This window comes from Isoptericola dokdonensis DS-3 (assembly GCF_001636295.1).
In the GTDB taxonomy this organism is placed as follows: Bacteria; Actinomycetota; Actinomycetes; order Actinomycetales; family Cellulomonadaceae; genus Isoptericola; species Isoptericola dokdonensis.
Window position 1 is genome coordinate 1,346,275 of the sequence record NZ_CP014209.1, and the last position, 25,729, is coordinate 1,372,003.

Here is a 25,729-nt window from a genome sequence, read left to right on the forward strand (position 1 = left end):
GTTGCCCTTCTGGTTGGCAGCGGGGCAACCGAGGGGGCAACCAACCAGAGGGGCAACCAGGGGGCAACCGGCTCCCGAGAACCTCAGAATTCCAACGATTCTGGTTGCCCCCCAAGGGGTAACCAGGGGGCAACCACGGTGTAGATGGGGGTTGGTTGCCCCCTGCCCACACCCCGAAGGGGTGGGGGGCAACCAACCAACACACCCGCCCGTGGCGGGGGATGATGAAGAAGCACGACCACGAGTCGCTGGCAGCAGGGCCGGACTCTCCGAACGAAGGAGAGAGCCATGTCCAGCACGACCGGCACCGCTGCGCGAGCCGCCCGCAAGAAGCGCGCGAAGGAGCGCGCCCGACAGGACGCGCCGCAGCCCACCCTCGAAGTCCTCGCCCGCGCCGAGCGAGAGCGGCGAGCACGCGCCGACGAGGTCGCCCTCGCAGGCCGCGCGGTCATCCTGTGCGCCGGGTGCGAGACGCCGGTGCTCGCCTCCCGGCCCCGCGCCGGGGTCCTGTGCCCCGAGTGCGCCCGCCCGGCGGCGCTCCGGCCACGCTCGACGCCGCTGAACGACTCGCTCGGTCCGGCGATCCGCTCGGCGCTGGCGGTGTCGCGATGAAGGTCCTGTCCTACGCCGAGGGCGTCCTGCCCCGGATGCCACGCCGCCTGCCCCCGCTGCCGCCCGCCGAGCCGGAGCCGGTCACGTGGGCCTCCCTCGGGCTCGACCCCGCCGACGCCGCCGCCCTGGCCCGCCTCGCGGCCCGTGAGGAGTCCCTCGACCGCGTGCGCTGGGTCGCCGCAGGCCGTGCCCACCAGCGCGCCGAGGTCGAGCGGACCGGCCAGCGCAACGCCGCCCGCCGCGCGGCCGTCCTCGCGGGCCTGCCCGCCCTGCTCGCCCAGCGCCGGGCGGAGACCGCCCGGCAGGACGCCGACGCGGCAGCCCTCGACGCCGAGCGCGCCGATGAGCTCGACCGCTCGCGGCGCGTTCTCGCGTCGCTGCGCACCCGATGACCGACACCCCCGGAGGAACCATGAGCACCACGACCGACACGACCACCGACGCCTCGACCCGCTGGACCGTCCTCGACGGCCCCGACGCGCTCGCCTGCGGCTGGTGCGGGATCGCCGTCCCCGAGCCGGGCGAGCGGCCCGCCTGGACCATCGAGGAGGCCCCCACCATCGCCGGGTTCCGTGAGGACTCCCCGGTGCGCGCCGGTGCGCGGCACACGTTCACGCGCTGCGACCAGTGCGCCCAGCGCCGCGCCGAGGCCGGGGCGATCAGCCAGCCGGAGGCGTCCCGCTGGCACCGCCGCTACGGCAGCAGCGCCGCCGCGTTCGACGCCGCCGAGGCCGTGCTCGCCGCCCTCGACATGCTTGGCCGGCCCCGCGCCGAAGCCCACGCGCCGGACGCCGCCGTGACCCTCGCCGGGCTCGTCGCGGGCGGCACGGCCCTGCGCTGGTCGGGCTGGTTCATGCCCCGCCGTGCGGCCGGTGTGCCGCTGCGCGGCGCGACGACCGCCCCGTGGGCGCACATCGAACGTGAGGACCCTGACGGCGCTGTGGCCGCGCTCCGGGACGCCTACGGAGCCGTGCTGCGCCGCCGCGTCGCCGCCCGTGTTCCCGCGAGCACGACGCACGCCGCCGTGCCCGCCCCGGTCACCCTTGCAGGTCACTGGGCCCTGCCCGACCGGCACCTCGCGGCCCTCGGCGGCTGCCTGCTCTGCGGCGTCGCCAGCGCCGTCCCGCCCGCCTCGGTCCCCGGCCACCGGCTGCTGACCCCCGCCGCGCGCCTCGCCGCCACCTGGCACCCGGCGACCTGCAACCCGCAGTCCCTCGGCGGTCACCGGTCGCTGCGCACCAGCGGGCGACGCGCGGCCGGGTTCCTCTGCCCGCCCTGCCACGACGCGGCCGCGCGGGTCGGCGACGGGGATACGGTCGATGCCGCCGCCCGTGACGCCGCCCTGGCCGCCTGGCTGCGCGAGCACCAGCCCGAGGACGTCGCCGGGCTCCGGGTCGGCGGGACCGACCCCGCCTTCGACCAGCGCCGCACACCCGCGTGGGCAGTCCTCGCGACCTGGGACACGCTGCGCGGCGTCACGCGGCATGGGAACGTGACGCCCTGGGCGCACCTGCGCTGAGTGGGTGACGAAAAAGGACGTCGCGGCAACGCGCCAGTTCGTCCGTACCACACAACGCCATGAGCGGGTGCGCCAGTCGCTCAGGGCATAGTCCGGTAGCGAGGGGCGCTCGGCGTAGAGGCATTTTCGTCGGCATCCAACAGTGCCTCAACCGCGTCCGCAGTTCGCTCGCCGTTAAAGATGTGCTCCTCGAACAGGTCCACGAGGCGCAGCGTCGCCAGCGCGTAGAAGACCAGAGCGCCTAGGAGTAGCACGCTCCCGACTACGACCGCCCAAGTTCCGTTGCTTTCTAGCGTCACCAGTCCGGCAATGAGTCCGGCGTAGCCCACGAGCGATAGCCCAATGGCGGCGATGAGGTAGACGCCAGAGGTGGACCTCTCCGGCCTGCTGCTGGACATGTGCTGCCTCACTCGGATCGATGTGTGCTCTGGACGCGCAAGACTAGCGGCCCCTGTCAGGAAACTGGGGCTTCTCCGCCCAGTGGAAGGATTTCACCCGTGGAATGCTTCAGGCGGTCGGGGCCGTCGGGGAGGTCGGGGCGGAACCGGTCAACCAGCACTGGGGGTCGCGGGCGGGTCTTGTCGCTGGAATCCGGTGCCCTCTTCCCAGATCACGCTGCACCGATGCTCGTGGAGGAGTCCGATCAGGTCGTCGCTTGGCCGGAGAGGCAGAAGCAGTGCCCTGGACCTGTGCCCGATGAAGCGCCCGTAGTCGAGAATCTGCCCGAGTCCGGCACGGACGAAGGTTCGAGCGGCGGACGCCTTCGCCTCAATGAGTTCGTCGGTGGTCTTGTTGAAGACATCGGTGAACATGTACCCACCGCCGGGTATTGGCAGGCGGTGGCGACACGTGGCCTGACCTCGGACGTTGAGCCAATCAACGTATCGGCTGACGAGGAGAGCCTCGCGGCGAACGGCCGCGTTCGGCTCGTCTGGGCGCTCTGCGGCGTACACGTCGATGTTTCGAGCCTCGATCGGGAGTTCCTCCGGCTCGGGCGTGTCTGCGTCGGCCAGGTCTTCGGTATCGCGGAGAACATCCCCCGTCGGTACCAACCTGAAGACGAGAACCGATCGCGTCTCGCCGTTGCGGTCCAGGGCGTCGGCTCGGTAGTAAGGCGGATCAGCGAGCTCAAACTCGCCTGCGTACGTGGTGAGGCGTCCAGCACTCCGGAACACTCGGATAGTCCTGCCAAGCTGCTCCGCGATCATGACGGCCTTGTTACCACCGAGAGCGAGCGACTGGTCGCCCTCCTGGCCGTCACCCGTGTAGTGATAGGTGCCGTCAGAGTGCCAACCGTCGTACTTGTATCCGAAGGCACCGCCCGCGCTTGGGTTGCTGAAGAGGAAGACGCTCGCAGCCTTCACGGATGGCTCCATGCCACCGTAGCGGCCTCCGCCCCAGCGGTCATGGAGCTCTCGTCGGAGCAGGGTCTCTCCGACAGCGATGTCCCAGTTAGTCATGGATTGAGCGAACCACGACCGTACGACATCCACGTGTGCGACGCCGTGGCGGCACTGGCTCGGTGACCCTCGCTACGTCCTGGACGGCGTGTCTGCCCTACGGAGCCAGCGCCACCGCCCCGTCCGACTGACCTTGGGCTCGATCAGTTCTGGACGGCTAAGGTATGGGACCTTCCAGATGCGCCACTCGGCGTCGTTGACCAGGAGGAACGCGTCGCGGAGCAGCCCGGCGGTTTCGATCTCAAGATCGACGGTGGCCTCGTCACCCGGTGCAAGGTCCCCGACGACTCGGCCTGTGATCGCCCCGCTAAGGCTGCTCCTGCCTTCCAGTTGTACGTGCTGCAGCGGGCCGTCGGAGTCGTTGGACACGCGCCAGCGCTGGACCCCCTCAGGAGCGTTCCGCAGGTCCTGGCGGAACCGGACATGGCTGATCTGTGCCCCCTCGCGCAACCGGCGCGACTCAGCCTCAGCCGCCCTGCGGTCCCGCCGCTCAACGAACCAGAACACGAAGGGGGTGAGGATGGCCAAGAGGCCGACGACCGCCTGGGCGGCGTCCCAGTTGATTCCCCCCGCAGCCGCCCCGGCGGCGAGCACGATGGTCATGCGGGCGACCGTAGCGGTGCTCGCTGACAGACGCTCGGCGGCCGGGACCCAGCATCGTGCCGTGGTTGCAGCAGCCTAGGCTCCGACCAAACCCTAAGATTCCTGCACATGCCGCCCATCGAGATCGTACTGAATCAGGACTCTGGAGTCTGGACCACCTGGGGACCGCCAGTGGTGACTGCGATTGGCTCCATCACCGTCGCTCTGCTCACGCTCTTTGGAGTGCTGAGAGCGGCGTCTAGGAATGCTACGGCGGCTCGCAAGGCAGCGGCGCGGTCCGCCCGGGCACTGATCGAGGTTGAGAACGCGCGGATGGAGACCGAGCATCGGAGGCATCTACGGGAACTCATCGCCGAGTTCGGCGCTCTCACGATGCGGCGCGTAACGCTGATGAACGACGTCGCAGCCCAGAGGCAACTCACTGAAGAGTCGCCAGTCATCCTTCTAGACAGGAACCTTCACGATTTCATGAAGAGCGCGTCGCTCGTCCTTCTTGCGACCCGTGACGAACGCCTGCGGGCCGGTGTCAGGGAAGTCACCGACGCCGAGCGCGAGGCGAGCCGGATCGGTTCGCGCCTCTCGTCTGACCAAGACCTGGATGCTCTCGCTGGCGCCGCCCAACGTGTCGCCGAGGCAAGCGGTGCACTGGTCGGTACAGCCGCGGCGATCCTCGCCGAAGACGGCTGACGTGCGAATCGGGTGGCCAGCGGTCATGGGGAGGGCAGAAACCTGGTTTTGACACCTCCTTCTTGCCGCCGGCCTCCATGAGGGCACGGCGTCCGGCCTCCCGGACGTCCTGCGCCTGGGCGCGCAGGACGTCGGCGAGCGGCGTCCCTCGTTCGAGCGCGACGGCGACACCCTCGGAGAAGCGGGTGAGCGTGGCGAGGCCGGTGCGGTCGGCCATCGCGTGCAGGGCCCCGACGATCGGGGTTCCGGCGCGGACGTCCGCCAGCATGGCGGCGAGCTCGTCGGAGAGCTCGCCGCGGGCGGTGGCGGCCACCCGCTCCAAGGCGGGCACGGGACCTTCGCCCGCGGTGACGGCGAGGGCGAGGAGCTCGGCGACGGTGGGGAACTCGGCGAGCATCTGCTCCTCGCGGCGGCGGGCGGCCGCGGTCAGCTGCTGGTCGCACAGGACGAAGCCGACGGCGCCGACGATGAGCACGAGCACGGCCAGCACGACGGGCGGGCTGTCCCGGGTGGCGGCCAGGAGGAGGGCCAACGCGAGGCCCACCGCGAGCGCCGCCGTGGTCCAGACGAGCTGCCGGGCACGGAACTGCTCGACGGAGTCCGGGAGCCCTGCTCGCTCGAGGCGCCGCTGCACGTCGGCCCGGCTCGAGCCGAGGCGTTCGAACCAGTCGGCGACGTCGACGACGACGGGTGCGAGCAGCCGTTCCAGGGGTCCGAGCGTCCGCGGGACGTCGGAGTCCCGCAGCAGGGCCGAGCGTCGGTCACGGGGACGCAGGGTCGGGGCGAGCCGCTCGTCGAGGCTGATCCGGCGACGGCGGACCCCGGACGCGACGAGCACCAGGCCGAGGCCTGCGATCAGGCCGACGAGGGCGCCGAGGGCGGCCGGCGTCATCGCAGCACCCGCCGTTCCTCGGGCAGGCGGCCGATCCGGCGCATGACCCGGTAGGCGACGACTGTGCAGACGGCACCGGAGACGAGGACCGCCACCCCCGCGGCGGAGTCGTAGGCCGCCGCCGTCTGGGGCCGAGTGGCGAGGAGCGCAAGGACGATCCAGGGTCCCGCCGCCGCGACGCGGGCACCGTTGACGGTCCACGACTGCCGTGCCTCGAGCTCGCCACGGGTGCGGGCGTCCTCCCGCAGGAACTCCGAGAGGTTGCGCAGCAGCCGACCGAGGTCGGTGCCCCCGACGTCCCGGGTCAGGCGCAGGGCCTCGACGATCCGGTCGGCCACCGGGTCGGCGAGCCGGTCCTTGAGGAGGTCGAGGCACTCGCCGAAGCGACCGGTGGCACGGTAGTCGGCGGCGAAGCGGGCGAACGGCTCGCGCAGCGGTGCGGGTCCGCGCTCGCCGAGCTGGGCGACGGCCTCGGGGAGGGACAGCCCGGCGCGGACGCCGGAGGACAGGTGGTCGACGACGTCGGGCCACACCTGGCGCAGGTCGTCGCGGCGCCGTCGGGCCCGGGTGCGGACGAGGGCGCCGGGCGCGACGGCGGCGAGCACGGCGAAGGCGGCGGCGATGACCGGCGAGCGGGTGACCGCGACCCCGACGAGCAGCACGACGACGGCGGTGCCGGCACTGACGAGGTACAGCCCGCCGGGGGTGACGGTGGGTGCACCGGCCTGCACGAGGAGGTCCTGGAGGGCCTGGTGGCGCGCGCTGCGGCGGCGCGTCCGCGTGGGCCGTTCCCAGCAGGACCACCACAGGCTGAAGAGCCCCGCGCCGCCGACCAACCCGACCACGACCCCCATCAGGCGTCCCCGCTGAGCAGGGCGTGGACGTCCACGCCGATGCGCTCGTACCGCTCGACGCCTGCGGGGAAGCCGTCCCCGCGGACCAGCTCGCCACCGAGCGCGACCGGACGACGCCGGAAGATCTGGGCGGTCTCCACCCTGTCCTCCTCGACGCGTCCGGTGACCGCGACGACCTCCCGCACCTGCCGCACGCCGTCGGGCGTGACACCGAGGTGGACGACGAGGTCGAGGGACGCGGCGACGGCCGGGGTGACGAAGCGGTCGGAGACGTTCTCGCCCGCCAGCAGTGGCAGGGTGCACATCTTCGTGACGGCCTCCCGCGCGGAGTTGGCGTGCAGGGTGCACATCCCGGGTACGCCCGCGTTGAGGGCGACGAGCAGGTCGAAGCTCTCGGCCTCGCGGACCTCGCCGATGACGATCCTGTCGGGGCGCATCCGCAGCGCTTCTTTGACGAGGCGCCGCAGCGGGATCTCGCCCGTGCCCTCCAGGGAGGGTTGTCGGCACTGCATGGCGACCTGGTCGCGGACGGGCAGCCGGAGCTCGAAGACCTCCTCGCAGGTGACGACCCGCTGCCCGGCGGGGATCGAGCCGGCGAGCGCGTTGAGCATGGTCGTCTTGCCTGCCTGGGTGGCGCCGGCGACGAGGACGTTGGCGCCGGCGCGGACGGACGCGTCGAGGAACCGGGCGGCGTGCGGGGTGAGCGACCCGAGGCGCACCATGTGGTCCAGGTGGTGGGCGCGGACGACGTGCTTGCGGATGTTGACGGCCATGTGCTCGCGCGTGACGTCGGGGATGACGACGTGCAGCCGTTCCCCGCCGGGGAGGGTGGCGTCGACGAACGGGCTGGACAGGTCGAGCCGGCGGCCGCTGACCTTGAGCATGCGTTCGACGAGGTCGCGCACCTGGTCGGCGGTGAGCAGCGTGGTGGTGAGCTCGCTGACGCCGCGGCGGGCGACGAACACCTGCGCCGGGGAGTTGATCCAGATCTCCTCGATTTCGGGGTCGTCGAGGTAGGGCTGGAGTGGACCGAGCCCGCCCAGGGAGTCGGCGACGGCGCGGGCGGTCGCCTCGGGGTCGGCGAGGGCGGGCACGACGCCGAGGGCGGCACGTTCGGTGTAGTCGGCGAGGGCGTCGGCGACGAGCTGCTCGAGCCCGGCGCGGTCGCCGACGGGGTCGAGGCCGCGCCGCCTCACGAGCTCGCGCACCTCGCGCGCGACGGTGCTGACGGCGTCGTCGCGCGCCATGACGTCGATGGTCACCGGTCAACCTCTCGTCGGGGACGTTCCGGGGGCCTTCCACCAAGCGCGCCGAGAGTAGCGAAGACCGGCCGGGGCGCGTCGGCGGCCTGTGGACGACGGCGGACGCTGTCCCTGGCGGGCGGCGACGACGAGCCTGTGGACGGCCGAAGGCGCAGGCCACGGCCTGGATCCGCCTCCCGGCGCGATATCCACGCACGGAGCAGAGTGTGACGCGAGTCACAGCAGCGCGAGGAGGTTCGTCCTGGTTCGTCTCACGTGCTGAACAGCGGCCCGCGGCCCGTCGGTGGCCGGTCGGTAGTGTCGACGCATGACGACGACCCCCCGCTGGCGCGCCGTCGCCGCCGCGACCGGCCTGCTCGCCGCCGACGGCACCGTGGCCCGCACGATCTTCGCGGAGATGACGACCCTCGCCGCCCGGACCGGCGCGATCAACCTCGGCCAGGGGTTCCCCGACGTCGACGGCCCCGACTGGGTCAAGGCCGCCGCGAAGGACGCCATCGACGCCGGCCGCAACCAGTACGCGCCCGGCGACGGCGTGCCCGAGCTGCGTGCTGCGATAGCCGACCACCAGCGCCGCCACTACGGCCTCGACGTCGACCCCGACACCGAGGTGCTCGTCACCACCGGGGCGACCGAGGCCCTCACCACCGCCGTCCTCGCCCTCACCGGCCCGGGCGACGAGGTCATCACGCTGGAGCCCTTCTACGACTCCCACGCCGCCGCGATCGCGATGGCGGGCGCCACGCACGTGCCCGTACCGCTCACCGCCGACCTGCGCCTCGACGCCGCTGCGCTGCGGGCCGCCGCGAGCGACCGCACCGCGATGATCCTGATCAACACACCGCACAACCCGACGGGCACCGTGCTCACCCGCGCCGAGCTGGAGCACGTCGCCGCCGTCGCCCGCGAGCGTGACGCCGTCGTCGTCAGCGACGAGGTGTACGAGCACCTCGTGTTCGACGACGCGCGGCACGTGCCCGTCGCGACCCTGCCCGGGATGGCGGGGCGCACGCTGACGGTGTCGTCGTCCGGCAAGACGTTCAGCCTCACCGGCTGGAAGGTCGGCTGGGTCCACGGTCCCGCCGAGCTCGTCACGGCGATCCGCACCGTCAAGCAGTTCGTCACCTACGCCTCGGGCTCGCCGTTCCAGCCCGCGATCGCCCGGGCGCTCGCCGACGACGACGTCCCGCGCGAGCTAGCGGCCTCCCTCGCCGCCCGCCGGGACCTGCTGTGCGACGGGCTGCGTGCCGCCGGGTTCGACGTCGTCGTCCCGCAGGGCACCTATTTCGTCGTCGCGGACGGCGCCCCGCTCGGGTTCGACGACGGGCACGACCTGTGCCGGCGTCTGCCCGACCTGGCGGGCGTCGTGGGCGTCCCGGTGTCGGCGTTCTGCCGGGCCAGCTCCCCCGCGGCGGACGCTCTCGCGTCCCGGGTGCGGTTCACGTTCGTCAAGCGTTCGGACGTCCTGCGGGACGCCGTCGGACGCCTGGCCGCCCTCGCCGAGCTGCGCTGACTCGCGCCCACGAGCGCTGACTCGCGCCGACCTGCGCTGACTCGCGCGGAACTGCGCTGACTCGGCGAGATCTGCGCTGACTCGCGTCAGGCGCCGGCGACCAGCGACACGGCGACGGCGACCATGACGAGCGCGATGACGCCGTCGACGACGCGCCAGGCGCCGGGACGGCGCAGCAGGGGCGCCGCCGACCGGGCGCCGTACCCCAAGGCGACGAACCACACGACGCTGGAGAGCACGGCCCCGGCGGTGAACCACCAGCGGTCGTCGCCGTAGGACGCGGCGAGCGCGCCCTGCAGGACGACGGTGTCGAGGTACACGTGCGGGTTGAGCCAGGTCAGGGCGAGCGCGGTGAGCAGGACGGGCCGCAGCCGGCGGCCCGCGTCGGGGACGGCGCCGTCGGTCGCGGCGACGAGCTCCTCGCCGCCACGCAGCGCCCGGCGCGCCGCCAGGGCGCCGTAGGCGATCACGACGACGGCCCCGGCCCACCGGGCGGCGGTGACGAACCCCGGGTGGGCCTCGACGAGCGCCCCGAGGCCCGCGCCGCCGACGATGTACAGCACGGCGTCGCTGGCTGCGCAGACGGCCACGACGACGCCGACGTGCTCGCGGCGGACGCCCTGGCGAAGGACGAAGGCGTTCTGGGCTCCGATGGCGACGATGAGGGACAGGCCGAGGCCGAAGCCGGCGAGGAGGATCACGTCGTCGACGCTAGGCAGCGCCCTTGATGAAGTCCAACGAATCATTCTTCGTCCGATGAAGGGATACTTCATCCATGCGCTGGGACTCGGGACAGCTCGCCGCCCTCGCCGCCGTCGTCGCGGAGGGCTCCTTCGAGGGCGCGGCCCGCGCCCTGCACGTCACCCCGTCGGCCGTGAGCCAGCGCGTCCGCGCGCTGGAGGGCACCGCGGGCGCGGTGCTCGTGCAGCGGTCACGCCCCACCCGGCCCACCGGCCCCGGCCGGGTGCTGCTCCGTCTCGCCCGCCAGGTGGAGCTGCTCGGGGCGGAGGCCGCCGACGAGCTCGGGCCCGCCGATGCCGGGTACCGCCCCGTCACCGTGCCGATCGCCGTCAACGCGGACTCCCTGGCGACGTGGCTGCTGCCCGCGCTGGCCGCCGTGGACGGCGTGACGTTCGACGTCCACGTCGCCGACCAGGACCGCACCGTCGACCTGCTGCCCGACGGCGCGGTCATGGCGGCGGTGACGTCCCGGCGCGAACCCGTGCAGGGCTGCACGTCGACGCCGCTCGGCCTGACCCGCTACCGGCCCGCGGCGCACCGCGACGTCGTCGCCCGCTGGTTCCCCGACGGCGCCACCCCGGAGTCGCTCGGCCGCGCGCCGATGGTGGTGTTCGCCCGCACCGACGACCTCCAGGACGCCTGGCTGCGGCAGGTCGCCGCGGCCGCGGGCACCGCCGTCCCCGACCCGCCCCGCCACCACGTGCCGTCGACCGCGGAGTTCCTCACGGCGATCCGGCTCGGGCTCGGCTGGGGCATGTGGGGTCCGCTCCCCCGGCCGGGCGCCCGCTTCGGCGTGCTGGAGCCCGCCGACGACGTGGTGATGCTCGGGGACGACGTCGTCGAGGTGCCGCTGTACCTGCAGCAGTGGCGGCTGCGCTCGACCGTGCTGGACCGGGTCACCGACGCGCTGCGCGAGGCGGCGCGCCGGTCGTTGCCGCAGTCCTCAGGCGCAGACGCCGGGCAGGAGTGAGGCGCTCGGCGACGGCTCGGGTGCCGGCCGGTCGCCGGACGAGCCGCTCCCCGCCTCGTCGTCGCCGCCGTCGCCGCCGTCGTCCTGCCGGCCTGCGCCCTCAGAGGGTCCCGCCGAGCCGTCGTTCGTGTCCCGCGAGGGTGTCGGCGACGGGCTGGGCTCCGGGCGCAGGGGCTCGTCCTGGTCGAGCCGCTCCCAGATCTCGTCGGCCTCGGACGTCCACACGACCCGGTTGACGTCCGTCGGCGCGGTGGCCACCGGGACGGACTCGAAGACGATGTCGTTCGGGTCGATGTCCTTGATGCTCCACGCGAGACCCGCGAGCGCCGCGGGGCTGCCGAGCGCCGGGCTGGTGGACATGGCGCCGAGCGCGGCGCGCACCATCCGGTAGAGGGCCGGGGTGTCCGTGATGAGGTTCTGGCCGAGGACCTCGCGGAGCATCGAGTCGATGAACGCCTGCTGGCGCTCGATGCGGGCGAGGTCGCTGCCGAGCTCCAGGCCCAGGCCCTCGCCCTTGCGGACGCGCAGGAACTGGATCGACTCCTCGCCGTCGAGGGTGTGGGCACCCTGCGGGAGGTCGAGGTCGGAGTAGCGGGAGTCGCCGACCACGGGCTCCGGGAAGCACATGGGGACGCCGCCGAGGGCGTCGACGATGTCGACGACGCCGGTCATCTTCACCACCACGTGGTCGTGGATCCGCAGCCCGGTCAGGGCCTCGACCGTGAGGATGGTGCAGGCGGCGGCGCCGGTGATGTCCAGCTCGGGCCCGCCGCCGAGCGTGAACGCCGTGTTGAACATGGCGCCGTACTGCGGCGAGGTCGAGCTGCCGTCCGGGCGAGGGCACGAGGGGATGTCCACGAGGGAGTCGCGCGGGATCGACACGGCCTCGATGCGGGAGCGGTCGCCGCTGATGTGGACCAGCAGCGTGGTGTCGGAGTGGAACTCCTCGCCCGCCCCGGCGATCTTCGCGTTCGCCGCGTCCCGGAAGTCGGTGCCCATGACGAGGATGTTGCGGTCCTTGCCGGCGAACGGGTCGGACGGGTCGGCCATCTCGTCCGCCGGTTCCGCGATCGGGGCGGGGGCGTCCCGGCCGAGGAGCGCGTCGACGTCGGAGACCTCCAGCTGGTTGCGAAGGTCGACGTACGCGGCGACGGCCGCGGTCCCGAGGAACGCGAGCACGGCCGTCACGCCGAGCGCGACCCACCGGAGCACGGGATGCCCGGAGACCGCTCCGGCGTGCCGGGGTTGGACGTTCGTCACCTGCTCAGCCTATGTCGATTGTCACGTTGGCGAGGATCGAGAGGTCCGCGGGGCACGGCCCCGGGGCGCCAGGTGCGGCGCCCCGGGGGCCGTCCGCCGGGGCGCCATGGTCAGACGTCGCGGCCGAGGAGCTCGGCGGCGAGGCCCGGCTGGTCGGTGAACAGGCCGTCGATGCCGGCGTCGAGGAAGACCTCGATCTCGGCGGCCATGTCGCCGTGCGCGGCCGGGTCGGCCGAGCTGCGCAGGTCGGTCGGCAGGAACGAGTTCTCGGCGCGGAACGTCCAGGCGTGCACCTCGAGGCCGGCCCGGTGCGCGTCGCGCACCACGGAGGTCGGCTCGCCGAGGGTGCCGTCGGCGAGGCGCGGCACCAGCACGTCCTTCACGGCGCCGAGCCCGTCGGCGTACCGGGCGACGTCGCGCAGGCCCTGCCGGGTGAGCAGGTCGGCGTACGTGACGGGCGACCCGGCGGCCACCAGGTCGTAGGGGGCGCCGCTCGCGGAGACGAGCTGGGCGAGGCGGACGTCGGTCATCCGGTCGAGGTCGCGCAGGTTGCCCGTCTCGAAGGACTGGAGGATCACCGGGTCGCGGCGGGAGTCGAGGTCGTTCGCCTCGAGGGCGGCCACGAGCGGCTCCTCCAGGGAGAGCCCGATCGAGTCGAAGTAGGTGGGGTGCTTCGTCTCCGGGTAGACGCCCACCTGGTCGCCGTCGCAGGTGACCGAACGCCGGGCGAGGTCCATGACCTCGTCGAGCGTGGGCACCTGGTAGAGACCGTCGAACGCCGCGCTGCCGGGCCGCAGCTGCGGCAGCCGCTCGACGGCCCGCAGGGTGCGCAGCTCGGCGAGGGTGAAGTCCTCGGTGAACCAGCCGGTGACGGGACGGCCGTCGATGCTCTTCGTCGTGCGGCGGTCGGCGAACTCCGTGCGGGTCGCGACGTCGGTCGTGCCGCCGATCTCGTTCTCGTGCCGGGCGACGAGCACGCCGTCCTTCGTGGCCACGACGTCGGGCTCGATGTAGTCGGCGCACTGGAGGATCGCCTGCTCGTACGCGGCGAGCGTGTGCTCGGGCCGGTCGCCGGAGGCGCCGCGGTGCCCGACGACGGTCACGCCGTCGGGGCGGACCCGCTCGCGCTCGAGGTCGATCACCACCAGCTCGGTGTCGTCGGGCGTGCCGGCGACCCGGGAGGCGTTGCCCGGGTAGTTGTTGTCGTTGCCGAGCAGGACGCGGCCGTCGCGCAGGCGCAGCACCGTCTCGAAGGACTGCACGGGCAGCGCGTACGTCTCGCCGAGCCCGTAACCCTCGCCGGCGTCGATGCCGCGCGGGTTGGCGATCTTCAGCGCGTCGAGCACGAGCTCCTTGCGGAGGTTGCCCTCGGCGTCGGTGCGGCGCAGGTCGACCTCGTACACGCGCTTGGTGACGGCTGCCGGGCCGTCGAAGTTGTCCCGCTCGACGAACCAGAGCTTCCCCCGGCCCACGGTGAAGGAGTCGCCGACGAGGTTGCCGGGGGCGTCCACCTGGTAGCTCCACGTGCGCCCCGTGTACTGCCCGCGCCGGGTGTCCAGCTCGTGCACGACGCGGCGGCGCTCGTCGTCGCCGACCAGCCCGTTCTCGATCACCGGGTAGAGGTAGCGGCCGTCGGGCGAGGCGCTCATCGCCTCGAACCCGCTGCTGGCGCGCACCCGGGCCTGCTCGCCGGGGACGAGGTACGGGTTCTGGGGCGACTTCAGCCCGTCGGGCAGCGGGATCGGGTCGGACAGCAGCGTGCCGGTGGCGTCGAAGTGCAGCACGAAGGGGCCGAACTCCTCGCCCACCCAGAATGTGCCGTCCTTCGCGCGCACCACGGACTCGATGTCGAAGTCCGCCCCGGTGAGCAGGCGCTCCTCGGTGTCCTCGTGGACGATCGGGAAGTCCAGGACGTGGTCGGCGTCGTCGTAGTCGATCCGGTCGAGGATCTCGATCTCGCCGGTGCCGCCGCGCCGGGAGCCGGTGTCCCAGTCGGGCTCGACGAGGTAGCTGCGCAGCAGGAAGTCGGCGCTGTTCGCCTTCGACCCGAACCCGTTGTCGGGCTGCGCCCAGAACGTGCCGTCACCGTTGTCGACCATGGCGGAGAACCCGGGGACGACCTGCCCGTCCCACGGACCCTGGCGGCCGTTGGCGGCGGACGCCAGCGCGCCCGACGGCGGACCGTCGACCAGGTGGTCGGCGCTCAGGGTGGCGCGCCCCTCCAGGACGGGCACCGTGCGGGTGCCGACCGGGCCGCGGTCATCCCCGTGGCCGTGGCCCCGGTCCGCGGTGGTGGCCGCGGCCGCGCCGCCGACGGCGGTGGTGAGCATCAGGGTCGCGGCGGTTCCGACCGCGACCGTGCGGGCAAGGACTGCGGACTTCCGTGTGCGTCGCATGGGCCCATGCCAGCGGCGCGGGACGTCGTCGAGCCCAACCCCGGGTGAAACCTGGACGGCGACCGGGTGAAGTCGTCAGGCGAGCTGGGTCCAGCCGCCGCGCCGGTAGGCGGGGGTCGCGAGGGCGAGGACGGCCAGGGCGCACGCCCACGCGCCGAGCATGACGGCGGACATGGCCACCGCGTCGCCGCCCAGCACGCCCACCAGCGGCGAGACGAGACCCGCGACCCCGGACTGGACCGCACCGATGACGGCGGCCGCGGTGCCGGCCCGCTCGCCGTGCCGCGACAGGGCGATGGCGGAGGCGTTGGCGGGGATGAGCCCCTGGAAGGCGAGCACGATCCAGAGCATGACGAGCAGCCCGACGACGCCGCCGAACTGGGTGATCGCGACGACCAGGAGCCCGACGGCGAAGACGCCCTGCACGAGCAGCGCGGAGCGCAGCAGGCGGATCGGCGCGACCCTCCGCACGAGGGACGCGTTGACCTGGGCGGACAGCACGAGGCCCAGGCCGTTGATCGCGAACAGCAGGGAGAACTGGGTGTGGCTGAGGCCGTAGTACTCCTGGAAGACGAACGGCGAGCCGACGACGTAGCTCATGAGCACGGCCTGGCCGAGCCCGGGGATGACGGCGAGCGCCATGAAGTGCTTGTCGCGCAGCAGGACGCCGTAGCCGCCGAGGACGTTGCGCGCCCCGCCGCGCTGTCGACGCTCGACGGGCAGCGTCTCGGGCATGAGGCGCCACACGACCAGGGCCATGCCGACCCCGGCCAGCGCGAGGAACGCGAACACCCAGCGCCAGCCCGCGGCGGCGGCGACGGCGGAGCCGAACGCGGGGGCCAGCATGGGGGCGACGCCGATGATCAGCATGAGGCGCGACAGGATGCGGGCGGCCTCGGCCCCGACGAACCGGTCGCGGACCACGGCCATGGCGGCGACGCCGCAGGCGGCGTTGAAGAAGCCCTGGAGCAGTCGCAGCCAGATGAGGGTGGTCATGTCGGGGGCGAACGCGCACAGTACCGACACCACGACGTGCAGCCCGAGGCCGACCATGAGCGGGGCCCGGCGCCCGTACCGGTCGGAGAGCGGGCCGATGACGAGCTGTCCGACGGCGCCGCCGATGAGCATGATCGAGACGGAGAGCTGAGCGAGGGCGTCGGTGGAGCCGAGGTCGGCGGCGATCTCGGGCAGCGACGGCAGGTACATGTCGACCGTGAACGCGGGCAGCGCGGCGAGCGCGCCGAGCATGATCACCCAGCGGTAGGTGCGGGCACGCCGGGGTGAGGTCGGGTGGTCGGGCATGCCGGACATCCTATCGAATCGATACGAGAGCGTCCGCGTGTTTCCTGGTGACACCGCTCACCGCGCCGTGTCGGTGGCGTGCGCGAGGATCGAGGCATGTGCGGCAGGTATGCGTCCTTCACCGAGTCCCAGGACCTCGCCGACGAGCTCGCCGTCGCCGAGATCGCCGACGACGCTCGCCTGCTCGGGCCCCGCTGGAACGTGGCGCCCACCGACGACGTCCGCATCGTCGTCGAGAAGCCCCGCCGCGAGAAGCTCCCCGACGGCACCACCACCGCGGGTGAGATCACCCGCTCGATCCAGGCGGCCCGCTGGGGCCTCGTGCCGTCCTGGGCGAAGGACCCGAGCGTCGGCGCGCGGATGATCAACGCCCGCCGCGAGACCCTGCTCGACAAGAGCGCCTTCGCCAAGCCCCTGGGCGCGCGGCGCTGCCTGGTGCCCGCCGACGGCTACTGGGAGTGGCGACGCCTCGCGGCTCCCGAGGGCACCCGCAAGGTCCCCAAGCAGGCCTACTGGATCCACCCGTCCCGCGGCGGGGTCGCGGCGTTCGCCGGGCTCTACGAGTTCTGGCGCGACCGCTCCCGCGCCGACGACGACCCCGCCCGCTGGCTGGTCTCGACGACGATCATCACCCGTGACGCCGCCCCCGGCCTCGACCGCATCCACGACCGCATGCCCGTGCACCTGCCCGCCGAGCGCTGGGACGACTGGCTCGACCCGGCCGTCGGCGCGCAGGACGCCTACGACCTCCTCGACGACGCCGAGGTCGCGCTGAGCACCCGGCCCGTGCGCGCCGCGGTCGGCAACGTCCGCCACGACGACCCGTCGCTGCTGGAGCCCGACCCGGACCCGATCGACCCGGACGTCGTCGAGCTCTGACTCAGCCCGTGTACGCGCGCTGCAGCCGCACCGGCTGGATCTCGCCCAGCCCCTGCACCGACTGCGGGGTCTGGGCGGTGAGCGCGTAGCGCGCCGACGATGCCAGCAGCGCCGCCGTCGGCGGGTCCACCAGCACCGTCGAGGGCTCGGCCAGCTCGGTGATCCGCGAGGCGAGGTTGACGTCCGGACCGAACACGTCACCGAACCGGGACAGCACCCGGCCCCACACGAACCCGACGCGCACCGGGATCTCCTCGGCGCTCGCGTGCGGCGCCGCCAGCCCGAGCGCGACCTCCGCCCCGGTGACGACGTCGTCCGCGACGAACAGCACGGCGTCGCCGATGGTCTTCACCACGCGGCCGCCCGCCTCGACGATGACGTCCCGCGCACGGGACTCGAACGCCTGCACGTACTCCGAGAGCTCCTGCGAACCCAGGCCCGCGGTGCGCTTCGTGAACGACACGATGTCCGCGAAACCGACGGCGCGGCGCAGCGGGAGCTGGCCGCGGGACACCTCCGAGCCGTCGACGTCGCGCAGCTCCGTGGCGAACCGGCCCATGAGAGCGGCGAGCTGGCGCCGCCACGCGTGGTCGAGCTGGCGGGCCAGCACGTCGACGAACCGGGGCACCCGGTCGAGCGTCGCCTGGCGGGCGGCGACGTCGTCGAGGCCGAAGCGCCGCGACAGGTGCTCGACGAACGCCTCGACCTGCCAGAGCGCCAGCCGGTCGGCGGTGTGGCCGAGCGACCGCACCAGCGTCATCTGCGCCTGCTCGTCGAGCTGGCCGAGCTCGATGAGGTCGCGGATCTCCCGCAGCGACTCGACGTCGGCGGCGGTGAAACGGGCCTCGTGGTGGTCGCTGACGGGCAGGCCCAGCCAGCGCCAGTAGTCCTCGACGAACTCGGCCGAGGCGCCCGTCGCGGCGAGCAGGTCGTCGAAGTCGTACCGGCGGGGCCCGCCGAGGATCAGCTCGTCGATGCGGCCGGCGGCGTCGCGCGGACCGTCGTCCGGCAGGTCGGCCGACGCCGGGGGAAGGGGGACCTCGGGGGTCTCCTGGGGGGTCTTGCTGGTCACGCCCCCACTGTAACGGGGGTCACCTGGGCGTCCGCTGTGCCCGCTCCCGCCGCACGACCGCCCAGCGGAGGACCGTCACGCGCCGGCGAGGCGCAGGTGGTGCACGTCGCCCGCGGTGACGACCCGTTCCCGCACGCTGCCGTCGCCCTCCGTCGCGACGACCAGCGCCCCGTCGTCGGTCAGCCCGACGGCCGTCCCCTCGAGGACCTCGGCGCCACCCGCGAGCTCGACCCGCACCCGGGCGCCGAGGGTCGCCGACGCCGCCGCGCACTCCTCGGCGAGCCCGCACCCGGTCGCGTCACCGTCCGCCGCCTCGAGCCGCCCGAGCAGACCGAGGAGCTCGGTCGTGACGGCGGCGAGCAGGTCGCCACGGTCCGCGACCGTGCCGGCGAGGCGCAGCGACGTCGCCGTCGGGACGGGCAGCTCGCCGGCCTCCTGGTCCACGTTGAGCCCCACGCCGAGCACCACCGTCGGGTGCGCCGGGCCGGGCACCGCCTCGGCGAGCACGCCCGCCACCTTGCGGAAGGCGCCGAACCCGTCGATCTCGTCGGCGTGCGGCAGCAGGACGTCGTTGGGCCACTTCACGCGCGCCTCGACGCCGGTCGTGGCGAGGGCGCGCACGACCGCGAGCCCGGCGAGCAGCGGCACCCAGCCGAGCGCCGTCCCCGGGACGTCGGGACGCAGCAGCCAGGACGCGGTGAGTGCGGCTCCGGGCGGCGTCCGCCACGACCGGCCGGCGCGCCCGCGCCCCGCCGTCTGGTGCTCGGCCACCAGCAGCGCCGGCGCCTGGGCCGTCGTCGTGCGGGCGCGCGCGACCAGGTCGGCGTGCGTCGACGCGGACTCCGCGACCACGTCGAGGCGGGCCAGCGGGCCGGTGGGGCGCAGCAGGGCGCGTCGCAGGAGCTCGACGTCGAGCGGGGTGCGGGACATGGTGGACATGCTGCTACGCCACGACCCGCGCCGTCACGGCCGCGCGTCGACTTTGTGGGAAACGCACAAAAGTGCGCGAGGGGCGCGGGCCTGTCGCGCATCGATCCTCACGGCTGCACGACCTAGGGTCACGAGTGTGAAGACCACTGCCGACAAGCTCGCCGAGCTCGACCGCCGCCGCACCGCTGCGATCACCGAGCCGGAGGCGACCGCCCGGACCAAGCAGCACGCGCGCGGCCGGAAGACGGCCCGCGAGCGCATCGAGGCGCTGCTCGACGAGGGCTCCTTCGTCGAGCTCGACGCCCTGGCGACGCACCGCAGCCGCAACTTCGGCATGGACGCCAAGCGGCTGCCGGGCGACGGGGTCGTCACCGGCCACGGCACCGTCGACGGCCGCCAGGTGTGCGTGTTCTCCCAGGACTTCACCGTGTTCGGCGGGTCGCTGGGCGAGGTGCACGGCGAGAAGATCACCAAGGTGCAGGACCTCGCGCTGCGCACCGGGGTGCCGATCATCGGGATCTCCGACGGCGGTGGCGCCCGCATCCAGGAGGGCGTCGCGGCGCTCACCCAGTTCGCCGAGATGTTCCGGCGCAACGTCGCCGCGTCCGGCGTGATCCCGCAGATCTCGCTGATCCTCGGCCCGAGCGCCGGCGGCGCCGTCTACTCCCCCGCCCTGACGGACTTCATCGTCATGGCCGACGGGACGTCCAACATGTTCATCACCGGCCCCGACGTCATCAAGACCGTCACCGGTGAGGACGTCGACTTCGAGACGCTCGGCGGCGGCCGCACGCACAACGCGACGTCCGGCGTCGCGCACTACCTCGGCGAGGACGAGGACGACGCGATCGACTACGTGCGTCACCTCGTCGGGTACCTGCCGCAGAACAACCTGTCGGACGCGCCGACGTTCGCCCCCGAGGACGAGACCGCGCTCGAGGTCACGCCCGACGACGAGGCGCTCGATGCGATCGTCCCCGACGGCGACAACCAGCCGTACGACATGCGGGCCGTCGTCGAGACGGTGCTCGACCCGGACTCGTTCCTCGAGGTGCAGCCGCTGTACGCGCCGAACGTGCTGGTCGGCTTCGGGCACGTCGAGGGACAGTCCGTCGGCATCGTCGCGAACCAGCCGCAGCAGATGGCCGGCACGCTCGACATCAACGCGTCCGAGAAGGCCGCCCGGTTCGTGCGCACCTGCGACGCGTTCAACATCCCCGTGCTGACGTTCGTCGACGTGCCCGGGTTCCTGCCCGGCGTCGGCCAGGAGCACCAGGGCATCATCCGGCGTGGCGCGAAGCTCATCTACGCGTACGCCGAGGCCACCGTGCCGCTCGTCACCGTCATCACCCGCAAGGCGTACGGCGGCGCGTACATCGTCATGGGCTCCAAGCAGCTCGGCGCGGACGTCAACCTCGCATGGCCGACGGCCCAGGTCGCCGTCATGGGCGCCTCCGGTGCCGTGAACATCCTCCAGCGCCGCGCGCTGAAGCAGGTCGCCGACGACGGCGGGGACGTCGAGACCGAGCGCGCGCGGCTCACCGACGAGTACACCGAGGCCATCGTCAACCCGTGGGACGCCGCCGAGCGCGGGTACGTCGACGCCGTCATCCGACCGTCCGAGACCCGCGTGCAGGTCGTCCGCGCCCTGCGTGCCCTGCGCAGCAAGCGCGCCAGCCTGCCCCCGAAGAAGCACGGCAACATCCCGCTGTGAGCGGTGTCTGAGAGGATCGGACGATGAGCCACGAGGACACCACCCACGGACCCTCGCCGCTGGGCGACGTGGACGCCGACCCGATGCACCGGGCCGTCGACGCGCTGGCCGCGGCGCTGCACGAGTACGTCGACGCCGCCGTCGGCGTGCGCGCCGAGTTCGGTGCGCACGAGGCCGACGAGGACCCCCGGATCCTCGCGCTCGAGCACCGCGTGGGCACGCTCAACGGCACCCTGTTCGACGCCCTGCACGACGCGCTCGGCATGCACCCGGACCTCACCACGTCCGTGTGGGAGCCCGACGAGGCCGACGACCACGACGACGCCGAGGACCTGCCCGAGGGCACCGTCCCCGCCGAGGCGTTCTACCTCGGGTTCGTCGTCGCGGACTCCCCCGCCGGGGCGTCGATGACGCTCGACGGCGTCATCGAGCTGCTGGACGAGGCGGGCGAGAACGCCGCGGCGCGGCTCGTCGGCGGCGGCTACCACGTCATGGAGTGGGCCGCGTCGCGCGGTCTGCCGCCAGGGTTCGGCGACGACGCGGACGAGGAGGACGACGAGTGAGCCCCCAGGTGCGCGTGGTGCGCGGCGCCCCGGACGACGTCGAGGTGGCTGCGCTCGTGGCCGGCCTCGCCGCCGTCACGGCCCGCGACGACCTGCCCGACGACGTCGCCCCCGTGGACGAGTGGACCAACCGGGCCCGGAACCTGCGCGGCAACGGCGCGGCGACCGCCCGCAGCTTCGGCGGGCGCGCCGGACGGCACAACGTCGACGCCTTCCGCTGGAGCCTGCGGTCATGAGCGTGCGCTGGAACCAGGTCGACACCCCCGCCGAGGTCGAGGCCCCGCTCGGCGACCTGCCCGCCCCCGCGAAGCCGGGCCTCGTGCGGCGCTGGCTGTGGCTGGTCGGGCTCGTCGTCACCGCCGGCGTGTACGTCGCGCGGCGCCTGATCGACAACCCGTCCGGCGAGCTCGAGATGTGGCTCATGCTCGGCCTGCTCGGCGGCCTCGCCCTCACCGCGGTGGCCGCGCTCGTGCGGTACCGGGACGACCAGCGCCTCGCCGCCGAGACGAAGGCCGTCGAGGAGCTGCGCCGCGACGCCCGCTCCACGACGGGCTCGGTCACCGTGTCCGAGCGGCCCGCCGGGGACGACGTCATGCTGCGCGGCCTGCTCACCTACCCCCGCGGCGCCGAGACGGCCGAGGACACCTGGTCGCTGCTCGTCGCCGACGGCGACGCCCCCGGCCCTCGGCCCGGCGACCCCGTCGCCGTGTGGTGGGCGCCGGGCACCGACACCGTCGTGGTCCGCTACCACCGGGGCTGGGCGGACGACGTCCGCGGTCGCACCCGCCGCTGACTCCCCGGCCACCGGCCGCTCCCGCGCTGTGCCCCCTCACGAGCGTCTCTGAATGTCTCCCAACCTCCGGCTTTGAGCGACATTCAGAGACGCTCGCCCGCGCGTGCAGAGACGCTCGTGATCGACCGGACCCCAGGAAGCGGTTTCCCGGGGCGATAGGCTCTCCGCGTGACCCACGACACCTCCGGCGCCCCCACCTCGGGCAACCCCACCAGCTCCCCCCGCACCCCGACGCCGCTCGACGCCGTCGCCGACGCGTACGTCCGTGACTCCGCGGCGCTGCGCCCGGACGAGGCGACGATGATGGGGCTGCCGGGTCACGACCACGAGCTGCCCGATCTCTCCCCCGCGGGCCACGACGCCCGCGCGGACCTGGACCGGGCGCTGCTGCTCCGGCTGGACGAGCTGGAGGCCGCTGGCGAGGCACCAGTGGACGCCGTCGATCGGGTGACCCTCGCGGCGCTGCGCGAGCGCGTGGGCCTCGCCGTCGAGCAGCACGAGGCGGGCGACCCGCAGACGAGCCTCAACAACATCGCGTCGCCGGTGCAGGACCTGCGGGACCTGTTCGACGTCATGCCGACGGGCACGGTCGAGGCGTGGGAGAACGTCGCGGCGCGACTGAACGCGATCCCGGACGCTCTCGCCGGGTACACCGCGTCGCTGCGGTGGGGCGCGGAGCGCGGCCGGGTCGCGGCGGTCCGCCAGGTGCGCGCCGTCGTCGAGCAGGCCCGCGAGCTCGCCGGCGACGGCTCGACGTTCACGGCCATGGTCCGGGGCGAGGAGGCGGCGCGGGTGCTGGACGACTCGGCCGCGTGCTCGCTGGTGCGGGCCGAGCTGGAGCGCGGGGCGACCGCGGCGCGCGCCGCCTGCGCGGAGCTCGCGGACTTCCTCGAGTCGGAGCTGGCCCCGCAGGCGCCGGAGCAGGACGCCGTCGGGCGCGAGGCGTACGCGCGGTACTCGCGGGAGTTCCTCGGCGCGGCGGTCGACCTCGACGAGACCTACGAGTGGGGCCTGGCGGAGCTGGCCCGGATCGTCGCCGAGCAGGAGGCGCTCGCCCGCCAGATCGCCGGCCCCGACGCGACGGTCGCCGACGCCGTCGCCGTGCTCGACGCCGACCCGGCCGGCCAGCTCCACGGCACCGACGAGCTGCGCGCCTGGATGCAGGAGACCGCGGACCGCGCCGTCGCGGACCTCGCGGGCGTCCACTTCGACATCGAGGGCCCCGTCCGCACGATCGAGTGCATGATCGCCCCCACGCAGACCGGCGGCATCTACTACACCCCGCCGAGCGACGACTTCTCGCGCCCGGGCCGCATGTGGTGGTCCGTGCCGACGGGCGTCACCGAGTTCACCACCTGGCGCGAGACCACGACCGTCTACCACGAGGGCGTCCCCGGCCACCACCTGCAGTGCGCCGCCGCGGTCGCCGCGCGCGACACCCTCAACTCGTGGCGTCGCCTCGCCTGCTGGGTGTCGGGCCACGGCGAGGGCTGGGCCCTGTACGCGGAGCGGCTCATGGCCGACCTCGGCCACCTCGACGACCCGGGCGACCGGTTCGGCATGCTCGACGCCCAGCGGCTGCGCGCCGCCCGGGTCGTGCTCGACCTCGGCGTGCACCTCGGCAAGCCGTGCCCCGAGCAGTGGGGCGGCGGCACGTGGGACGCCGACAAGGCGTGGACGTTCCTGGCCGCCAACGCCAACATGGACGAGGCGTTCCTGCGGTTCGAGCTCGACCGCTACCTCGGCTGGCCGGGGCAGGCCCCGTCGTACAAGGTCGGGCAGCGGCTGTGGGAGCAGATCCGCGACGACGCCCGTTCGGCCGCGCAGGCCCGCGGCGAGGAGCTCGACCTGCGGGCGTTCCACGCCCGCGCGCTCGGCCTCGGCTCGGTGGGGCTGGACGTGCTGCGCGACGCCCTCGCCTGATGCAGGGGATCGTCACCGGCTTCGCGATCATCGGCGTCGTCATCGCCGCCGGGTACGTCGCGGCGCGGCTGCGCCTCGGCGGCCCGGAGGCGGGCACGGCGCTCAACCGGATCGGGTTCTTCGTCGCCAGCCCGGCCCTGCTGTTCACGGTGGTCGCCGACGCCGACCTCGGCGCGCTGCTCGGCCTGCCGCTGCTCGTGCAGCTGGTCTCCGCCGTCGTCGTGGCGGCGATGTTCGTGACGGTCAATCTGCTCTGGTTCCGGTTGCGCACCCCCGAGGCCACGATCGGCGCGCTCGGGTCGAGCTACGTCAACGCCGGCAACATCGGCCTGCCCGTCGCCGTGTACGTGCTCGGCGACGCCTCGGCGGCCGTGCCCGTGATCGCTCTCCAGCTGCTCGTCATCAGCCCGCTGGTGCTGCTCCTGCTGGACGCGTCGACCAGCGGGACCGTGTCGTGGAAGTTCGTGCTCAGCCAGCCGGTGCGCAACCCGATCATCCTCGGAGCGCTCGCCGGGGCGGCGGTGTCGCTGACGGGTGTCACGGTGCCGGACGTCGTGATCGCGCCGCTGGAGATCCTCGGCGGCGCGGCCGTCCCGATGATCCTGCTCGCCTTCGGCATGTCCCTGCACGGGTCGCGGCCGCTCCGCGGCGAGGAGGGGCGCGGGCCCGTCGTCGTCGCGTCCGTCCTCAAGGCGGTCGTCATGCCGGCGGTCGCCTTCGTCACCGCCCGGTACGTGTTCGGGCTCGACGACGCCGAGGTCGTCTCGGCGGTCACCCTCGCCGCCCTGCCCACGGCGCAGAACATCTACAACTACGCCGCGCGGTTCCGTCGCGGCGACGTGCTGGCCCGTGACGTCGTCCTGGTCACCACGCTCGCCTCACCGGTCGTCATGCTCGTCGCGGCGGTGCTGCTCACCTGACCCACGGCGTCGCACGGCCCGCCAGGGATGAACGGTCCGACGGCCACGACGGTCAGTTCGGTCGTTCGGAGCCGGTTCGGCAGCCCGAGCTGCCGAGCCGGGCCCGTCCTGCCGATCACATCCCAGGGGCTAGGGTCTTCCCGTGGTGCACCTCGTCCTGGCCAGCCAGTCCCCCGCCCGCCTGTCGACCCTGCGCAGCGCGGGCGTCGACCCGACGGTGATCGTCTCGGCCGTGGACGAGGACGCGGTGCTCGCCGCCGCCCGCGAGCGGTTCGCCGATCTCCCGCCCGAGGACGCGGTGCTCGCGCTCGCCCAGGCGAAGGCGGAGGCCGTCGCGAACCACGTGGAGGACACCGACGGCCCGAGCGCGCTGGTGCTGGGCTGCGACTCGATGCTGGAGATCGACGGCGAGATCGTCGGCAAGCCGGGCACGCCCGAGACGGCGCGAGAGCGCTGGCGACTCATGCGTGGCCGCTCGGGCGTGCTGCACACGGGCCACTGGGTGGTGGACGTGCGCGACGCGGAGGACGGCGGCACGGGCGCGACCCTGGGGGCGACGTCGTCGACCACGGTGTTCTTCGCGGACCTCGACGACGACGAGATCGACGCGTACGTCGCCACGGGCGAACCGCTGCAGGTGGCGGGCGCGTTCACGATCGACGGCCTCGGCGGCCCGTACGTGGAGCGGATCGAGGGCGACCACCACGGCGTCGTGGGGGTGAGCCTGCCGCTGCTGCGGGAGCTGCTCGGCGCGATCGACGTCTCCTGGCACCTGCTGCGTCAGGGCTGACCACAGCCGCCCCCGGCGGGGCCGACAGGACGGGCCCGCCTGCCGATTCCACCAAGGCCGGGCGCACCTCGGGC

25 protein-coding genes are annotated in these 25,729 nt (G+C 73.5%); 13 read left to right on the forward strand and 12 right to left on the reverse strand.

The genetic code is table 11. The features are described 5' to 3' along the window. The first annotated feature begins 288 nt into the window (after nt 1-288). The 3 genes from I598_RS06400 to I598_RS06410 are packed head-to-tail and all read left to right on the forward strand — an operon-like array spanning nt 289 to nt 2,131. Nucleotides 289-612: a hypothetical protein gene (locus I598_RS06400; protein ID WP_068202244.1), complete on the forward strand. Its 324-nt coding sequence runs from the start codon at nt 289-291 to the stop codon at nt 610-612. Further along, the gene (locus tag I598_RS06405; RefSeq protein ID WP_068202247.1) at nt 609-1,004 is read left to right on the forward strand and encodes a hypothetical protein; all 396 of its coding nucleotides are present in this window, start codon (nt 609-611) and stop codon (nt 1,002-1,004) included. Before I598_RS06400 ends, I598_RS06405 begins: the two co-directional genes overlap by 4 nt. Before the next feature lie 20 nt (nt 1,005-1,024). Then, nucleotides 1,025-2,131 (forward strand): hypothetical protein, encoded by a 1,107-nt coding sequence (locus I598_RS06410; RefSeq protein WP_068202249.1) that lies wholly within the window; start codon nt 1,025-1,027, stop codon nt 2,129-2,131. Nucleotides 2,132-2,211: 80 nt separating this feature from the next. Here the strand turns inward: I598_RS06410 and I598_RS06415 are convergent, their stop codons facing one another. The 6 genes from I598_RS06415 to I598_RS06440 form a co-directional block, all read right to left on the reverse strand. Beyond that, a complete protein-coding gene (locus tag I598_RS06415) occupies nt 2,212-2,529 on the reverse strand; it encodes a hypothetical protein (protein WP_157557169.1) in 318 nt (105 codons plus the stop codon). A gap of 150 nt (nt 2,530-2,679) precedes the next feature. After that, nucleotides 2,680-3,591, reverse strand: a complete 912-nt coding sequence (locus I598_RS06420) for an SRA domain-containing endonuclease (protein WP_068202253.1) — start codon at nt 3,589-3,591, stop codon at nt 2,680-2,682. A gap of 72 nt (nt 3,592-3,663) precedes the next feature. Then, nucleotides 3,664-4,194: a hypothetical protein gene (locus tag I598_RS06425; protein WP_068202255.1), complete on the reverse strand. Its 531-nt coding sequence runs from the start codon at nt 4,192-4,194 to the stop codon at nt 3,664-3,666. Between the two features lie 535 nt (nt 4,195-4,729). After that, nucleotides 4,730-5,773, reverse strand: a complete 1,044-nt coding sequence (locus I598_RS06430) for a type II secretion system F family protein (protein ID WP_083972970.1) — start codon at nt 5,771-5,773, stop codon at nt 4,730-4,732. Further along, complete coding sequence (locus tag I598_RS06435) at nt 5,770-6,627, reverse strand: type II secretion system F family protein (RefSeq protein WP_068202256.1); 858 nt, start codon at nt 6,625-6,627, stop codon at nt 5,770-5,772. Before I598_RS06435 ends, I598_RS06430 begins: the two co-directional genes overlap by 4 nt. Beyond that, the gene (locus I598_RS06440) at nt 6,627-7,874 is read right to left on the reverse strand and encodes a CpaF family protein (protein WP_068205059.1); all 1,248 of its coding nucleotides are present in this window, start codon (nt 7,872-7,874) and stop codon (nt 6,627-6,629) included. Before I598_RS06440 ends, I598_RS06435 begins: the two co-directional genes overlap by 1 nt. Nucleotides 7,875-8,196: 322 nt before the next feature. Here I598_RS06440 and I598_RS06445 point away from each other — a divergent pair, with 322 nt between their 5' ends. Continuing rightward, entirely contained in the window at nt 8,197-9,402 is a 1,206-nt protein-coding gene (locus tag I598_RS06445; protein ID WP_068202257.1) for an aminotransferase class I/II-fold pyridoxal phosphate-dependent enzyme, read from the forward strand. Between the two features lie 86 nt (nt 9,403-9,488). On the opposite strand, the gene I598_RS06450 is transcribed toward I598_RS06445, so the two are convergent. Next, complete coding sequence (locus I598_RS06450; protein WP_068202258.1) at nt 9,489-10,148, reverse strand: LysE/ArgO family amino acid transporter; 660 nt, start codon at nt 10,146-10,148, stop codon at nt 9,489-9,491. 29 nt (nt 10,149-10,177) lie between these two features. On the opposite strand from I598_RS06450, the gene I598_RS06455 reads away from it, so the two are divergent. Then, complete coding sequence (locus I598_RS06455; RefSeq protein WP_068202259.1) at nt 10,178-11,113, forward strand: LysR family transcriptional regulator ArgP; 936 nt, start codon at nt 10,178-10,180, stop codon at nt 11,111-11,113. Here I598_RS06455 and I598_RS06460 read toward each other — a convergent pair. The 3 genes from I598_RS06460 to I598_RS06470 form a co-directional block, all read right to left on the reverse strand. Beyond that, on the reverse strand, nt 11,087-12,373 hold the full coding sequence (locus I598_RS06460) for an LCP family protein (RefSeq protein WP_068202260.1): 1,287 nt from the start codon (nt 12,371-12,373) through the stop codon (nt 11,087-11,089). The genes I598_RS06455 and I598_RS06460 overlap by 27 nt on opposite strands. Before the next feature lie 110 nt (nt 12,374-12,483). Next, nucleotides 12,484-14,769: an esterase-like activity of phytase family protein gene (locus tag I598_RS06465; protein ID WP_068202261.1), complete on the reverse strand. Its 2,286-nt coding sequence runs from the start codon at nt 14,767-14,769 to the stop codon at nt 12,484-12,486. Nucleotides 14,770-14,844: 75 nt separating this feature from the next. Continuing rightward, nucleotides 14,845-16,071, reverse strand: a complete 1,227-nt coding sequence (locus I598_RS06470) for a multidrug effflux MFS transporter (RefSeq protein ID WP_068205061.1) — start codon at nt 16,069-16,071, stop codon at nt 14,845-14,847. 96 nt (nt 16,072-16,167) lie between these two features. Between I598_RS06470 and I598_RS06475 the strand changes: the two genes are divergently transcribed. Continuing rightward, nucleotides 16,168-16,950: an SOS response-associated peptidase gene (locus tag I598_RS06475; protein ID WP_068202262.1), complete on the forward strand. Its 783-nt coding sequence runs from the start codon at nt 16,168-16,170 to the stop codon at nt 16,948-16,950. Nucleotide 16,951: 1 nt separating this feature from the next. Here I598_RS06475 and I598_RS06480 read toward each other — a convergent pair whose 3' ends face one another. Both I598_RS06480 and I598_RS06485 read right to left on the reverse strand, forming a co-directional pair. Then, nucleotides 16,952-18,022, reverse strand: coding sequence for an adenylate/guanylate cyclase domain-containing protein (locus I598_RS06480; protein WP_157557170.1), 1,071 nt, complete (start codon nt 18,020-18,022; stop codon nt 16,952-16,954). A 75-nt stretch (nt 18,023-18,097) separates the two neighbouring features. Further along, entirely contained in the window at nt 18,098-18,952 is an 855-nt protein-coding gene (locus I598_RS06485; protein ID WP_083973560.1) for a biotin--[acetyl-CoA-carboxylase] ligase, read from the reverse strand. Nucleotides 18,953-19,088: 136 nt separating this feature from the next. On the opposite strand from I598_RS06485, the gene I598_RS06490 reads away from it, so the two are divergent. From I598_RS06490 to I598_RS06520, 7 genes are all read left to right on the forward strand, one after another. Then, complete coding sequence (locus I598_RS06490) at nt 19,089-20,666, forward strand: acyl-CoA carboxylase subunit beta (RefSeq protein WP_232314281.1); 1,578 nt, start codon at nt 19,089-19,091, stop codon at nt 20,664-20,666. Between the two features lie 23 nt (nt 20,667-20,689). Further along, nucleotides 20,690-21,229, forward strand: a complete 540-nt coding sequence (locus I598_RS06495) for a hypothetical protein (RefSeq protein ID WP_068202264.1) — start codon at nt 20,690-20,692, stop codon at nt 21,227-21,229. Then, nucleotides 21,226-21,465, forward strand: a complete 240-nt coding sequence (locus tag I598_RS06500; RefSeq protein WP_068202265.1) for an acyl-CoA carboxylase epsilon subunit — start codon at nt 21,226-21,228, stop codon at nt 21,463-21,465. Before I598_RS06495 ends, I598_RS06500 begins: the two co-directional genes overlap by 4 nt. After that, complete coding sequence (locus I598_RS06505; RefSeq protein WP_068202266.1) at nt 21,462-22,022, forward strand: hypothetical protein; 561 nt, start codon at nt 21,462-21,464, stop codon at nt 22,020-22,022. The genes I598_RS06500 and I598_RS06505 overlap by 4 nt, the downstream gene beginning before the upstream one ends. A gap of 168 nt (nt 22,023-22,190) precedes the next feature. After that, on the forward strand, nt 22,191-23,945 hold the full coding sequence (locus I598_RS06510; protein ID WP_068202267.1) for a DUF885 domain-containing protein: 1,755 nt from the start codon (nt 22,191-22,193) through the stop codon (nt 23,943-23,945). Beyond that, on the forward strand, nt 23,945-24,865 hold the full coding sequence (locus tag I598_RS06515; protein WP_068202268.1) for an AEC family transporter: 921 nt from the start codon (nt 23,945-23,947) through the stop codon (nt 24,863-24,865). Before I598_RS06510 ends, I598_RS06515 begins: the two co-directional genes overlap by 1 nt. 142 nt (nt 24,866-25,007) lie before the next feature. After that, the gene (locus I598_RS06520) at nt 25,008-25,655 is read left to right on the forward strand and encodes a Maf family protein (protein ID WP_068202269.1); all 648 of its coding nucleotides are present in this window, start codon (nt 25,008-25,010) and stop codon (nt 25,653-25,655) included. Nucleotides 25,656-25,729: the final 74 nt, after the last annotated feature.

Excerpts from the sequence above, each read along its gene's own strand:
- I598_RS06400 (WP_068202244.1), top strand. The coding sequence starts at position 289 with ATGTCCAGCACGACCGGCACCGCTGCGCGAGCCGCCCGCAAGAAGCGC.
- I598_RS06405 (WP_068202247.1), top strand. The coding sequence starts at position 609 with ATGAAGGTCCTGTCCTACGCCGAGGGCGTCCTGCCCCGGATGCCACGC.
- I598_RS06410 (WP_068202249.1), top strand. The coding sequence starts at position 1,025 with ATGAGCACCACGACCGACACGACCACCGACGCCTCGACCCGCTGGACC.
- I598_RS06415 (WP_157557169.1), bottom strand. The coding sequence starts at position 2,529 with ATGTCCAGCAGCAGGCCGGAGAGGTCCACCTCTGGCGTCTACCTCATC.
- I598_RS06420 (WP_068202253.1), bottom strand. The coding sequence starts at position 3,591 with ATGACTAACTGGGACATCGCTGTCGGAGAGACCCTGCTCCGACGAGAG.
- I598_RS06425 (WP_068202255.1), bottom strand. The coding sequence starts at position 4,194 with ATGACCATCGTGCTCGCCGCCGGGGCGGCTGCGGGGGGAATCAACTGG.
- I598_RS06430 (WP_083972970.1), bottom strand. The coding sequence starts at position 5,773 with ATGACGCCGGCCGCCCTCGGCGCCCTCGTCGGCCTGATCGCAGGCCTC.
- I598_RS06435 (WP_068202256.1), bottom strand. The coding sequence starts at position 6,627 with ATGGGGGTCGTGGTCGGGTTGGTCGGCGGCGCGGGGCTCTTCAGCCTG.
- I598_RS06440 (WP_068205059.1), bottom strand. The coding sequence starts at position 7,874 with ATGGCGCGCGACGACGCCGTCAGCACCGTCGCGCGCGAGGTGCGCGAG.
- I598_RS06445 (WP_068202257.1), top strand. The coding sequence starts at position 8,197 with ATGACGACGACCCCCCGCTGGCGCGCCGTCGCCGCCGCGACCGGCCTG.
- I598_RS06450 (WP_068202258.1), bottom strand. The coding sequence starts at position 10,148 with ATGATTCGTTGGACTTCATCAAGGGCGCTGCCTAGCGTCGACGACGTG.
- I598_RS06455 (WP_068202259.1), top strand. The coding sequence starts at position 10,178 with ATGCGCTGGGACTCGGGACAGCTCGCCGCCCTCGCCGCCGTCGTCGCG.
- I598_RS06465 (WP_068202261.1), bottom strand. The coding sequence starts at position 14,769 with ATGCGACGCACACGGAAGTCCGCAGTCCTTGCCCGCACGGTCGCGGTC.
- I598_RS06470 (WP_068205061.1), bottom strand. The coding sequence starts at position 16,071 with ATGCCCGACCACCCGACCTCACCCCGGCGTGCCCGCACCTACCGCTGG.
- I598_RS06475 (WP_068202262.1), top strand. The coding sequence starts at position 16,168 with ATGTGCGGCAGGTATGCGTCCTTCACCGAGTCCCAGGACCTCGCCGAC.
- I598_RS06485 (WP_083973560.1), bottom strand. The coding sequence starts at position 18,952 with ATGTCCCGCACCCCGCTCGACGTCGAGCTCCTGCGACGCGCCCTGCTG.
- I598_RS06495 (WP_068202264.1), top strand. The coding sequence starts at position 20,690 with ATGAGCCACGAGGACACCACCCACGGACCCTCGCCGCTGGGCGACGTG.
- I598_RS06505 (WP_068202266.1), top strand. The coding sequence starts at position 21,462 with ATGAGCGTGCGCTGGAACCAGGTCGACACCCCCGCCGAGGTCGAGGCC.
- I598_RS06515 (WP_068202268.1), top strand. The coding sequence starts at position 23,945 with ATGCAGGGGATCGTCACCGGCTTCGCGATCATCGGCGTCGTCATCGCC.